Here is a 12132-nt window from a genome sequence, read left to right as displayed (position 1 = left end):
CCGTCTGCTAACCCACGCTCGAATACGCGACGATGCCGCGCCGCACCGAGTCGAGCGCCTGCCGGGCCGTGCGGCCGAGCTGACCGTCGGCGACCATCGACAGCTGATCCAGCAGATCGATGGTCTGCTTCGACCACCGCACGAAATCGCCGGCCGCCAGCTCGGCCTGCTCAAGCACCCGCTCGAGACTCTGGCCGCGGGCCCAGGCGTGCATCGCGGGCGTGAGCCCGATCGACAGAGGGTCGCTGCCCGCGAGCCGATGCTCGCGCTCAAGATCGTCGAGCTCGGCCCAGAGCTTCTGCGTCGCGTCGAGCGCTTCGCGGAATCGCCCCTTCGGCAGGAAGCGCTCGGGCACGTCGACCTCGTCACGGCGCGGCTCGAAGACGAGGGCGCACGCCATCGCCGCGAGGCTCGGGGCATCCAGTCCGTCCCACAGGCCGTGGCGCAGGGATTCCGCGACGAGCAGGTCGCGCTCGCCGTAGATGCGCCTGAGCCGGCGGCCGTGCACGGTGAGCTTCGTCTGCCCGTCGTCGCCGACCCGCAGGTAGTCGATCTCGAGCAGCACCTCGCTGACGCGGTCGAAGACCCGGGCCACCGCACCGGTGCGGCTGCGGATCTGCGAGTTGAGCTGGTCGGTTTCCCGCTTCAGTCGCCACCACCGCTCGGCCCAGCGGGCGTGATGCTCACGCTCGGAACACCCGTGGCACGGGTGGTGGCGCATGTCGGTGCGCACCGCGGAGAGCTCGTGCTGCAGTCGCGCCTTGGCCGCGTTCGACTCGCCGCGCATCTTCGCGTTCTGCTTCTCGAGGTCGCTCACCCGGCGGCGCAGCGCGGCATACTCGGCGAAGTCGCCGAGATGGCACTGCATGGCTTTCTCGTAGCCTGCGAGGGACTCCTCACGCTTGCGCACGGTGCGCGCGAGATCGACGACCGCCCGGTCGGCCTGGAACTGGGCGAACGACGACTCGAGCACCTCGCGAGTGCGCTCGCGCCCGAACTGCTCGATCAGATTGACCGCCATGTTGTAGGTCGGCCGGAAGCTCGAGTTCAGGGGGTACGAACGGCGTGATGCGAGCGCCGCGACCGCTTGCGGGTCCATGCCGGCCACCCACTGGATCACCGAGTGGCCCTCGACGTCGATGCCGCGACGCCCGGCGCGGCCCGTCAGCTGCGTGTACTCCCCGGGGGTGATCGGCACGCGGGCCTCACCGTTGAACTTCTCGAGCTTCTCGAGCACCACGGTGCGCGCGGGCATGTTGATGCCGAGCGCCAGTGTCTCTGTCGCGAACACCACCTTCACGAGCTTGCGCTGGAAGAGCTCTTCGACGACCTCTTTGAAGGCGGGAAGCAGCCCCGCGTGGTGTGCCGCCACGCCGCGCTGCAGGCCCTCGAGCCATTCCCAGTAGCCGAGCACCGCGAGATCCTCATCGAGCAGCGTGCGGGTGCGCTCCTCGACCAGTTGCCTGATCTCCTCGCGCTCCCAGCCTTCCGTGAGACGGATGCCCGCGCGCAGCACCTGCTGCACCGCCTGGTCGCAGCCGTTGCGGCTGAACACGAAGAAGATCGCGGGCAGCAGGCGCCTGCTGTCGAGCAGGCCGACCAGTTCAGCGCGGTCCATGCGGAAGCCGTGCCCGGCGAACGCCGCGCCGTGACGGCGGCCGCGATCGGAGGCGGCACGCCCGCCGGACGGCCTGCCGCCCGCCCGCGCGAGCTGAACGAGCTCGGGGTTGACCTTGATGGCGGAGTCGCGGCCGGCACCCTCGAACAGGTCGACGAGCTTCGACCGCACGAGCACATGCTGGTCGAGCGGCACGGGCCGTTCCTCCGACACGATGACGTCGGTGTCGCCGCGGACCGCCTGCAGCCAGTCGCCGAACTCTTCGGCGTTGCTCACGGTCGCCGACAGCGACACGAGCCGCACCTGCTGCGGCAGGTGGATGATGACCTCTTCCCAGACGGCACCGCGGAAACGGTCGGCGAGATAGTGCACCTCGTCCATCACCACGTAGGCGAGGCCGGGCAGCAGGTCCGAGCCGGCGTAGAGCATGTTGCGCAGCACCTCGGTCGTCATGACGACGACGCGGGCCCGCGAGTTCACATTCGTGTCGCCGGTGAGCAGACCGACGTCTTCGGCGCCGTACCGCTCGACGAGCTCGTTGTACTTCTGATTCGACAGCGCCTTCATCGGAGCCGTGTAGAAGACCTTCTCGTCGGGGGTCGACATCGCGAGGTGCACCGCGAACTCGGCGATGGCGGTTTTGCCGGCGCCCGTGGGGGCGGCCACCAGCACGCTGCGGCCCGCCTCGAGGCTCGCGCACGCGTCGAGCTGGAAGGGGTCGAGGTCGAAGCGCAGCAGCGCGCGGAAATCGTCGAGCTGCGGCGACCGGGAGCGGGTCCTCGCGGCCGCGAAGCGCTCGGACGGCGAGAGGTGGTCGGTCACGCTGCCAATGCTAGGCGAGCGTGCTGTCATGCAGCCTTACGCGAACTCCGCGTCGAACTTCGCGGCCGACTGCGCCTTCCGCTTGTCGTGCAGCCACGCGAAGCTCGCCGCACCGAAGTAGAGCACGATGAGCGGAACGGCCAGCATCATCATCGAGATCACGTCGGTCGACGGCGTCGCGAGCGCCGCGAACAGGATCGCGCCGAGGATCGCCCAGCGCCATGCCTTCCAGATGGCGCGCGCGGACAGGATGCCGATCATGTTGAGCAGCACGATGAACACCGGCGTGACGAACGCCACGCCCACCGCGAGCACGAGCTTCAGGACGAAGCTGAAGTAGTCGCTCGCGGTCAGGATCGTCGCGTCCTGCGTGGGCGCGAAGCTCGCGAACAGCGTCACGATGTGCGGTGTCACGTACCAGCCGAACGCGCACCCGCCGAGGAACAGCGGGATCGCGGAGAAGAAGAAGCCGAAGACGTACCGCTTCTCCTTGCCCGTGAGCCCTGGGGTCAGGAACGCGAAGATCTGGTAGAGCCAGAGCGGGCTCGAGATGATGATGCCGATGTAGATCGACAGCTGCATGCGCAGGTCGAACGCGGCCGTGAGGGACGGGTAGTTGATCGTCGCGTCGCGGTGGCGCGCGATCTGGTGGATCGGCTCGCTGAGGGCAGACCACACGAAGGGCTGAAGAAACCAGCCGATGACCGCCGCGACCAGAATCCCGGCGGCGGCGATCATCGCACGATTGCGGAACTCGATGAGGTGCTCACCGAGCGACATCCGCCCGTCGGTGTCCCTCGAGGCGCGCCCGGCCTTGGTGGACGGGCTCACGGCTTACTTCTTGTCGTCGCTGGGGGTGGTGGTCGTCGTCGTCGACTCGGTCGAACGGGCCACGCTGCCCTCGTCCTCGTCGTTCTTCTTGGCGACTTCCTTGCGGAAGACGCGGACAGACTGAGCGATGCCCTTCGATACTGCCGGGAGCCGCGATGCTCCGAACAACAGCACGAGGATGAGCACGATGATCAGCAGGTGAAGACCGCCAAGATCTCTGAAGAAGCCCATGGTTTTTCCTTTTGCAGGGGTTTGAGTGTGATGCCTAGTGCGGGTATCCCGAGCAGTCTAAACGCATTATGCGAACGTGCTTCGATACTGAGTGAGTCCAGCCAGCGCCCATTCAGCGACCTCGCGGCGAGCCTCCGGTGGTCCCACGACGACGAGCAGGCCCGCGAGCGAGGAAACGAGCCGTTTCAGGCTGTGAAAATGGGCGACTCGGATGCGTGTGCGCACGAAGCCCTCGCCGTCGGGCGTGAGCGTACCCCCGTTCTGGAGGTATTCAGCGAAGCCCGGGATCGCGCTCGTCGCGAGGCGCACCTCGACGACGAGGTCGTGATCGCTCGGGTCGAACAGGGTCTCGGAGAGCACGACGTCCGCCGCCGTGTGCTGCACGGGGATCGTCGTCGCGGTGAGATCCGCCATCCGGTCGACGCGGAAGTTGCGCAGCTCCCGCCGCTTGTGGCACCAGCCGCGCAGGTACCACACGTCGTCGCGGCTCTCGAGGCGCAACGGGTCGACGGGCCTCCGCTCGCGCTCCCCCCGTGCGTTCAGGTAGTCGAAGTCGATGCGCGTGGAAGTGGCGAGAGCCGCGCGGATCAGCTCGAGCGAGGCATCCGCTACGGGGTTGCCGATCGCAACCGATGGCGGCGTGGCGGATGCTCCCCGCGCCAGCTTCGCGATGAGACCGTCGAGCGCCTCGGTGTCGGCCGTTCCCGGGATCGCCTGCAGATACTGCAGGCCCGCGATCAACGCGGCCGCCTCACGCGCCGAGAAGCGCGGCGCGTCGTCGATCACGACGCGGTTGGTGATGAAGATCTCGTCGCGCTCGTCGAGCGCGTCCCAGTCGATGTCGAAGAGGTCCTCGGGGCCGTAGGTCTTCGTGCTGCCCGGCACGCCCATGCCGGTGATGCGCTCGACCTGCGCGCGCATGTCCTTCTCGGGAATGGCGAAGTGCGCCGCCGCATCCGCCACCGACACGCCGGGGTGATCGATGAGGTACGGCACGACGGAGAGCAGGAACGCCAGCCGGTCGGCCGCGTATGCGGGACGCGGGCTCATGCGGCACCGCTCTCGGTCGCGCGGTGGACGAACTCCGTCGACTCGAGCCGAGAGATGACCGCCTGCTTCAGCGAGTCCGGCTCGATCACGAGGACCTCGGGCCCGTAGCTCGCGAGCTCGTCGGCGAGCAGCGCCAGGTCGCTGTAGTGCACGACGAGGACACGCTCGTCGGCGGTCGTCGCGCCATATCGCTTGCCGAGGCGCATCGCCGCGTCGCTGCCGGGCTCGACCGACACGGTCGCGGTCTGCCGCCCCCAGAGCTTCTCGAGCTCGGAGAGCGCCTCGGCAGCGTGATCGCCGGCCGGTGGCTCGAATCGCTCGCGGGTGGCGGTGACGTCGCCCACGATCCGAGACAAGAGGAAGTTCAGCCTGTGATCCGCGAAGTCGAGACCCATCAGCAGCCACCGCCCGCGGAACTGGAACACGGTGAGCGGCTTGATCATGTGCGTGCGCGCAACGACGCGGCCGGGGCGCAGGTACGGGAAGCGCACCGCCTCGTGGCGCTCGATCGCCTGCGTCAGGGGGCCGAACGCCGGCTCGAGCTGCTTCAACCGCGGCGCGTAGCCGAGCATCGGGCCGTCGGGCTCGACACCGGCCGCCTGCAGCTTGATCATCGCCCGGCGCATGTCGCCCGAGAGCGAGCCCTCGCGCCACACCGTGCCGGCCAGCTGCAGCAGGGACAACTCGGTGGGCGTGAAGCTGATGTCGTCCGGCAGCTCGTAGTCGCCCTTCGACACGCGGTAGCTCTGCAACTGGTTGTTGCCGGCCTGACCGGGCGCGTCGACGGTCTCGAGCGGCACGCCGAGCTCGCGCAGGGTGTCCTTGTCGCGCTCGAACTGCCGCTCGAGGTTCGCGTTGTCGCCGCCCGGCACGTACTTCTGGTGGTAGCCGTCGACGGTCGAGAGAATCTGCTCTTTCGTGAGCCCCTGCTCGGTCGCGAGCAGCGCGAGCACCAGCGCGAACTGCCGCTCTTCCGGCGGGATTATGCGGGCCACGTTCCCCAGTTTAAGAACTACTGCGCGCTCGCCGCTGCCGCGGGCAGAACGCCGAGGATGTCGACCACCGTGACTGAGGCATTGCCGTCGCTGCTCTTGCTCTTCGGCACCTGGACGATGATCTGCGATCCGACGCGCTTGCCGATCAGCTGGCTCGACAGCGCCGAGCCGTCGTTAAGCGTCTGAGTCGCCGGCGAGCCCTGCTCCCACGAGCCGCTCGCACTCGTCGGGTCGGACCACTCGACGGTCTGGGTCTGCACGATGAGGGTGTCGCTCTTCTTCGTCTTCGCGCCATCGCCCTGCTTGAGGGTCGCCGACGACACCTTGGTGGGCTCGGAGTGGTCGCCGATCACGATGCCCGGCTGGCCGTTGGGGGCGAGGATGACGGTCGGGAAGCCCGGCGTCGCGGGCCGCACGTGGCCCGTCGCTCGGTTCGGCAGGGCCTTGTCGACGTCGACGACCGCGACGACGGTGCCCTGCACGCTGAACATGCTCGCCCCGTCCTTCTGGGGAATGACCACCGCGATGCGCGAGCCCTGGTTGGTGCACGCCAGCGCGTTGGCGAGGCCCTTGCTGATCTGGCTCGCGACGACGGGGAAGACGCCGGTCTGGGTCGGCTGGCTGGCGCCGGAGCTTCCGTCGAAGATCGTCACGGACAGTTCGGCCGCGCCCCCCTTGTTGACGCGCGGTCCCGTGCCCTTGATCAGGGTGCTCGACTCGGTCTTCGACACGTTGAGCGGCGACGGCACCTTGGCCTGCGGGTCCTGCCCGAACTTGCCCGTCGCAGTGACCGAGTCTGACCCGTTCCCACTGGTTACGGTGCAGGCCGATGCCTCATTCGACGCGCTGCACCCTGTGAGGGCCGCGCCGGCAAGGGCAGCAAGGACGATCAGGGCGGGGACGGTACGGCGCACGGATGCTCTTTCCACGGGCGGGTGTTTCCACGGGCGGGGTGTTTCCACGGGCTGGGTCAAACGCTCGACACTCTAGTGGAGGAACTTATGGGACCTGGTCGTCTGGGACCTGGTCGTCAGGGTTCCTGGCATCCGCGATGCGCTGCGCCTCTCTCGCCTTCTTGCGCAGCACCTTCGAGCTCTTGCCCCGCTCCCCGAGCGCGCCGGGGGTCCACGCCTCGACGTCTTCGTCGGAATAGCTCGACTTGCTCGCACGGCGCTTCAGCTCGGGCAGCTGTGCACCCGGAGCGAGACGTCGCGCGGTGATGAGGAAGCCGGTGTGCCCGACCATGCGGTGGTCGGGGCGCACGGCGAGGCCCTCGACGTGCCAGCCGCGCACGATCGTCTCATCGGCGTCGGGGTGGGTGAACGACTCGGTGTCACGAATCGCCTCCGCGACTCGGCTGAGCTGCGTCACCGTGGCGACGTAGGCGAGCAGCACTCCCCCGGGCTTGAGCACCGTCGCGACGGCGTCGAGCGGCTCCCACGGTGCGAGCATGTCGAGCACGACCCGGTCGACTGTGCCCGGGTCGAACGCAGTGGTCACGGCATCCGTCAGATCGCCGACGGTGATGTCGAAGTTGTCGGGGCGGTAGCCGAGGAATCCGCTCACGTTGCCCATCGCGATGTCGGCGAACTCCTGCCGCCGCTCGAAACTCGCCAGCCGCCCCTCCGCGCCGATCGCGCGCAGCAGCCACAGCGAGAGCGCGCCGGACCCGACACCGGCCTCGACGACCGTCGCGCCCGGGAAGACGTCGGCTCTCGAGAGGATCGCCGCCGCGTCTTTCGGGTACACGATCGCCGCTCCGCGCGGCATCGACATCACGAAGTCCTTGAGCAGCGGGCGCAGCGCGAGGTGCTGGGCGCCGCTCGAGTTGCTGACGACTATGCCGTCAGGCGCACCGATGATGTCGTCGTGCGCGATGAAGCCGCGCTCCGTGTGGAACTTCTCGCCCGGCACCAGCGTGATCGTGTTGAGCCGCCCCTTGGGGCCCGTCAGCTGCACCCGGTCACCCGCGCGGAACGGGCCGCTGAACGCGGGCGTGTTCACGGGCGCCTGATCGCTCAACGGTCTCCCGCCCGCTGCTCCGCGAGCGCGCGCAGGTCCTCGATCGTCCTGCCGTCGAGGGTCGGCCAGATCGTGTGGTCGCCGCTCTCCGGGAGCGGGACCATATGAGGGACGCCGATCGCGATCGTGCCGGCCGCAACGGCCGCGGCCAGACCACCGAGCGAGTCCTCGATCGCGACCGCAGCGGATGCCTGCACACCGAGCCGCTGAGCCGCCGCCAGATAGGCCTCGGGGTGCGGCTTCGGGTTCTCGACCTCGTCGCCCGCGACGATCGTGTCGAACGGCTCGAAGGGGATGTAGCTCGCGATCTGCTCGGCCATGCGGCGGAACGACATGGTGACGAGCGCCGTCGGAATGCGCGCGTCGCGCACGCTGCGCAGCAGTTCCTGTGCGCCGGGTCGCCACGGCACGCCTACCTCGGCGAGCTGCTCGGTGACACGGTCGGTGAGCTTGTTGATGATCGTCGCGATGTCGAGATCCACGCCGCGGGACTGGAGCACCGCGGCCGACACCTCAAGGCCGTTGCCGACGAGCGTCAGCCCGTCGTCGTGAGTCCACGTTCCGCCCCACGAGTGCACCAATTCCGACTCCGCGATCATCCAGTACGGCTCGGTGTCGACGAGGGTGCCGTCCATATCGAAGAGCACGGCGGCGGGAAGCTGGGTCACAGGGGTGGAGTCTATCGGCGGGGCCTATCCTGGTGAGACGCATTCGGAACCGATGGCGAGGTGGCGTTTGACTGACGGCAAGGGCATCCTGGACGGCCGCATTCTGGTCGTGGCCTTCGAGGGCTGGAACGACGCAGGGGAAGCCGCGACCGGCGCGGTACGGGCACTCAAGGATGTTCTCGACGTCGTGCCATTGCACGAGGTCGACCCCGAGCTCTACTACGACTTCCAGTTCACCCGGCCCGTCACGAAGCTCGACGATGACGGCCATCGGATGCTGGAGTGGCCCGGCGCCGTGCTCTACGGGCCGGCCGGGCCCGGCCAGCTGCCTCGCGACCTCGCCGAAGACGCCGAGCTGGGCGTCACCGGCGCGAACACCGGCAACATCTATCTGCTGCTCGGCACCGAGCCCTCGCGCACCTGGAAGGCGTTCGTCGGCGAGTTGCTCGACGCGGCGCTCGCCGCAGACGTCGACGCGATCGTGTTCCTCGGGGCGCTGCTCGCCGACGTGCCGCACACGCGGCCGATCTCGGTCGGCGCGTCGAGCGACAACGCCGACGTGCGGCACGAGTTCGGACTCGAGCGCTCGACGTACGAGGGGCCGACCGGCATTCTCGGCGTGCTCGGGTCGGCGGCCGAGGCCGTCGGCATCCCGACGATCTCGATCTGGGCGTCGGTCCCCCACTACGTGCACAACGCACCCAGTCCGAAGGCGACGCTCGCGATCATCGACAAGCTCGAGGAGCTCGTCGACGTCACGATCCCGCGTGGCGAACTCGTCGAAGAGTCCGCCGAGTGGGAACGCGGCATCGACACGCTCGCCGGCGAAGACGAGGACATGGCCGCATACATCGCGCAGCTGGAGCAGGCCCGCGACACGGTCGATTCGCCCGAGGCGAGCGGCGAGGCGATCGCGCAGGAGTTCGAGCGCTATCTGCGGCGCCGCGGTGACGGGCGCGATGGGGGCACCGCCGGTGGCCCCGGCACCCCGCCGTCTGAGCCCTGGCGCCCCAACAACTGAGTGCGCCGTGCGCGCCGGCCTCTCGCGCCAGCGACTGATCGCTCGCGCTAGAGGGTGATGCCGAGCAGCAGGTGGATCAGGGAGCGCAGCTCGCCTGAGAGGCCGCCTGCGTCGACCGCCGCGTCGATGACGGCGAGCGCACCAGGGGTGTCCAGGTCGTCGTGCAGGGCGGAGCGAAGCCGGTCGAGCGCGTCCCCCGAGTCGTCTGTGAGCGGTGCGTCGCGCCAGCGCTGCAGTCGCGACGACGCGCTCGCGAGCGAAGCATCCGTCCACTCCCAGTCAGCGCGATAGTGATGGGCCAGCAGCGCCAGACGGATGCCCTGCGGGTCGACGCCCGCGACGACGAGATCCTTGACCTTCACCAGGTTCCCCAGCGACTTCGACATCTTCTCGCCCTGGTACGCGATCATGCCGGCGTGCGCATATAACCGGGCCGCGGGCTCACCGGTCAACGCCGCCGCGTGCGCGGCACTGAACTCGTGATGCGGGAAGATCAGGTCGGATCCGCCGCCGAGGACCGTGATCGTGCTGCCGCCGAGCTCGTCGAGCGAGATCACGGAGCACTCGATGTGCCAGCCGGGCCGCCCTCGACCGACGGGTGATTCCCACCACGGCTCGCCGTCGCGCTTGGCGCGCCACAGCAGCGGGTCGAGCTCGTCGCGTTTGCCTTCGCGGTCGGGATCGCCGCCACGTTCGGCGAAGATCCGCAGCATCTCGTCGCGGGCCATGCGGCTCTCGTCGCCGAGCTGCCAGGGCGAGACATCCGATGCGGCGATCTGGTCGAAGTAGATGTCGGCGCCGTCGCTGTCATCGGATGCCTCGGCCGCCGGCACCCGATACGCGAGCCCCGCCGCGAGGAGCTCGGCCGTCGCGACGGCCGCAGCGTCGATGCGATCGGTGACTGCGACATATGCGTCGGGCGGAATGACCCCCAGCGCGGTCATGTCGGCACGAAAGCCATCGACCTCGCTGCGCGCGAGATCGCGCCAGTCGACGCCGTCGCGGTCGGCTCGCTCGAGCAGCGGGTCGTCGACATCGGTCACGTTCTGCGCATACCGCACGGTGTAACCGGCGTCCCGCCAGACGCGCTGCAGCGTGTCGAACGCGAGGTAGGTGTTGGCGTGGCCGAGGTGCGTCGCGTCGTACGGCGTGATGCCGCAGACATAGAGCGTCGCGGTGTCACCGGTCGGCTCGGCGGCGACCAGTCCCTGCGTCGCGCTGTCGTAGAGCAGTGGGGCCGCACCGCGGCCGGGAACAGAGGTGGGCAGCAGAGGGGTGGGCCATGCTTCCATCGAGTCGTCTCTCCTAGTACTCGGCCAGCAGTTCGCCGAGCACCTTGCGGCCGAACACGAGTGCGTCGAGAGGGACGCGCTCGTCAACGCCGTGGAACATGGCGGGAAAATCGAGATCGGGCGGCAGCTTCAACGGCGCGAAGCCGTAGCCGCGAATGCCGAGAAGCGACAGCGCCTTGTTGTCGGTGCCGGCCGGCATGAGGTACGGCAGCACCGGAACGCCGGGGTCATTGCGCTCGATCGTCGCGCGCACGGCGTCGACGAGCTCGCCGGACGTGGGGTTCTCGAGCCCTGTGTCCTTCGTGACGATCTCGATCCTGACGTTCTCGCCGACGAGTTCCTCGAGCTGGGTGAGCACCGCATCTTCCTGGCCGGGCAGCGGACGGATGTCGACTCGGGCCTCTGCGCGGCCCGGAATCACATTGGACTTGTAGCCCGCCGTGAGCATCGTGGGGTTGGCCGTGGACCGCAGCGTCGCGGTGATGAAACCAGCGGCTGAACCGGTGCGCAGCACGATCTCGTCGGGGCCGACCTGCTTTGGCTCGACGCCGAGGATGCTGCTCAGCTCGGCGATGAGCTCGCGCGTCGTGTCGGTGAGCTCGACCGGCCACTCGAGGCGCCCGATCTTCGCGACCGCTTCGGCGAGCTCGGTCACAGCATTGCGCTTGACGAGACGCGAGCCGTGCCCGGCGGGCGCCTCGGCGACGAGCCGGGCCCAGATCATCGCCTTCTCACCGGTCTGCAGCAAGTACGCCGGTTTGCCCTCGACATCGATCGAGTAGCCGCCGACTTCGCTGATCGCCTCGCTCGCGCCGGCGAACAACTCCGGGCGCTCGCGTACGAGGAAATGGGAGCCGAAGACGCCGCCGTTCTCCTCGTCGGCGAAGAAGGCGACGATGAGGTCGCGCTCCGGCTGACCGCCGTTGCTCAGCACGTCGCCGAGGGCGGTCAGGATCATGGCGTCCATGTCCATCATGTCCACGGCGCCGCGACCCCACAGCAGGCCGTCGCGGATCTCACCTGCGAACGGGTCGACGCTCCATTGGGAGGCATCGGCGGGCACCACGTCGAGGTGGCCGTGCACCACGAGCGCCGGCTTGTCGTGGTTCCTGCCCTCGACGCGCGCCACGACGCTCGTGCGTCGGGTGTCAGCGTCGAAAAGCTGCGGTGCGAGTCCGAGCGCCTCGAGCTTGGCGGCAGCGTATTCGGCCGCCTCGGTCTCGCCCTTCGACTTCCCGTCGCCGTAGTTCGTCGTATCGATGCGGATCAGCTCGCGCGCGATGATCGCGGTCTCGTCGAGTTCGGAGTGCACGTCGGATCCGGGGCGCACGGGATCGGTCATACTCCTACGCTAGTGCCGGCCGCCGACGTGGCCCGTGGTCAGCCGCACCGGTAATCCGTGCTAGGGTTTTTCTTCGGCGGTTGAAGGTTTTTCGACCCGCTGGAAGTGCGCGCGGGTGGCGGAATAGGCAGACGCGCTAGCTTGAGGTGCTAGTGCCCGTATAGGGCGTGGGGGTTCAAGTCCCCCCTCGCGCACAGACTGAGAATGGCCCCTGACCAGGATTTTATACTCCGGGCCGGG

Annotated in this window: 11 protein-coding genes and 1 tRNA gene; 2 read left to right on the top strand and 10 right to left on the bottom strand. The window is 68.6% G+C overall.

Features of this window, described 5'->3' with window-relative positions:
• Positions 1-7: 7 nt before the first annotated feature.
• The 8 genes from ACFOYW_RS15240 to ACFOYW_RS15205 form a co-directional block, all read right to left on the bottom strand.
• Positions 8-2440: a DEAD/DEAH box helicase gene (locus ACFOYW_RS15240; RefSeq protein ID WP_390230715.1), complete on the bottom strand. Its 2433-nt coding sequence runs from the start codon at positions 2438-2440 to the stop codon at positions 8-10.
• Positions 2441-2476: 36 nt separating this feature from the next.
• On the bottom strand, positions 2477-3271 hold the full coding sequence (gene tatC / locus ACFOYW_RS15235; protein WP_390230714.1) for a twin-arginine translocase subunit TatC: 795 nt from the start codon (positions 3269-3271) through the stop codon (positions 2477-2479).
• 3 nt (positions 3272-3274) lie between these two features.
• Positions 3275-3502, bottom strand: a complete 228-nt coding sequence (locus tag ACFOYW_RS15230) for a twin-arginine translocase TatA/TatE family subunit (protein WP_390230712.1) — start codon at positions 3500-3502, stop codon at positions 3275-3277.
• A 66-nt stretch (positions 3503-3568) separates the two neighbouring features.
• The gene (locus tag ACFOYW_RS15225; protein WP_390230709.1) at positions 3569-4552 is read right to left on the bottom strand and encodes a helix-turn-helix transcriptional regulator; all 984 of its coding nucleotides are present in this window, start codon (positions 4550-4552) and stop codon (positions 3569-3571) included.
• The gene (locus ACFOYW_RS15220; protein ID WP_390230706.1) at positions 4549-5547 is read right to left on the bottom strand and encodes a helix-turn-helix transcriptional regulator; all 999 of its coding nucleotides are present in this window, start codon (positions 5545-5547) and stop codon (positions 4549-4551) included. Before ACFOYW_RS15220 ends, ACFOYW_RS15225 begins: the two co-directional genes overlap by 4 nt.
• 17 nt (positions 5548-5564) lie before the next feature.
• Positions 5565-6461, bottom strand: coding sequence for a peptidylprolyl isomerase (locus ACFOYW_RS15215; RefSeq protein ID WP_390230703.1), 897 nt, complete (start codon positions 6459-6461; stop codon positions 5565-5567).
• A gap of 85 nt (positions 6462-6546) precedes the next feature.
• Positions 6547-7551, bottom strand: a complete 1005-nt coding sequence (locus tag ACFOYW_RS15210; RefSeq protein WP_390230701.1) for a tRNA (adenine-N1)-methyltransferase — start codon at positions 7549-7551, stop codon at positions 6547-6549.
• Positions 7552-7565: 14 nt separating this feature from the next.
• Positions 7566-8237 (bottom strand): HAD family hydrolase, encoded by a 672-nt coding sequence (locus ACFOYW_RS15205; protein WP_390230698.1) that lies wholly within the window; start codon positions 8235-8237, stop codon positions 7566-7568.
• A 52-nt stretch (positions 8238-8289) separates the two neighbouring features.
• On the opposite strand from ACFOYW_RS15205, the gene ACFOYW_RS15200 reads away from it, so the two are divergent.
• Positions 8290-9258 (top strand): PAC2 family protein, encoded by a 969-nt coding sequence (locus ACFOYW_RS15200; protein WP_390230695.1) that lies wholly within the window; start codon positions 8290-8292, stop codon positions 9256-9258.
• Positions 9259-9305: 47 nt separating this feature from the next.
• On the opposite strand, the gene mshC is transcribed toward ACFOYW_RS15200, so the two are convergent.
• Complete coding sequence (gene mshC, locus ACFOYW_RS15195; protein ID WP_390230692.1) at positions 9306-10550, bottom strand: cysteine--1-D-myo-inosityl 2-amino-2-deoxy-alpha-D-glucopyranoside ligase; 1245 nt, start codon at positions 10548-10550, stop codon at positions 9306-9308.
• A gap of 13 nt (positions 10551-10563) precedes the next feature.
• A complete protein-coding gene (locus ACFOYW_RS15190; RefSeq protein WP_390230689.1) occupies positions 10564-11892 on the bottom strand; it encodes a M20/M25/M40 family metallo-hydrolase in 1329 nt (442 codons plus the stop codon).
• A gap of 109 nt (positions 11893-12001) precedes the next feature.
• Between ACFOYW_RS15190 and ACFOYW_RS15185 the strand changes: the two genes are divergently transcribed.
• A tRNA-Leu gene (locus ACFOYW_RS15185) sits at positions 12002-12086 on the top strand.
• The last annotated feature ends 46 nt before the right edge of the window (positions 12087-12132 follow it).

This window comes from Gryllotalpicola reticulitermitis, assembly GCF_042651345.1.
Taxonomy (GTDB): Bacteria; Actinomycetota; Actinomycetes; order Actinomycetales; family Microbacteriaceae; genus Gryllotalpicola; species Gryllotalpicola reticulitermitis.
The sequence above is the reverse complement of the archived record's forward strand: the minus strand, read 5'-3'. Positions and strand labels throughout refer to the sequence as shown.

Bases quoted from the DNA above. Each gene is read 5' to 3' on its own strand.
- ACFOYW_RS15200 (WP_390230695.1), top strand. From the start codon at position 8,290: ATGGCGAGGTGGCGTTTGACTGACGGCAAGGGCATCCTGGACGGCCGC.
- mshC (WP_390230692.1), bottom strand. From the start codon at position 10,550: ATGGAAGCATGGCCCACCCCTCTGCTGCCCACCTCTGTTCCCGGCCGC.
- ACFOYW_RS15230 (WP_390230712.1), bottom strand. From the start codon at position 3,502: ATGGGCTTCTTCAGAGATCTTGGCGGTCTTCACCTGCTGATCATCGTG.
- ACFOYW_RS15225 (WP_390230709.1), bottom strand. From the start codon at position 4,552: ATGAGCCCGCGTCCCGCATACGCGGCCGACCGGCTGGCGTTCCTGCTC.
- ACFOYW_RS15190 (WP_390230689.1), bottom strand. From the start codon at position 11,892: ATGACCGATCCCGTGCGCCCCGGATCCGACGTGCACTCCGAACTCGAC.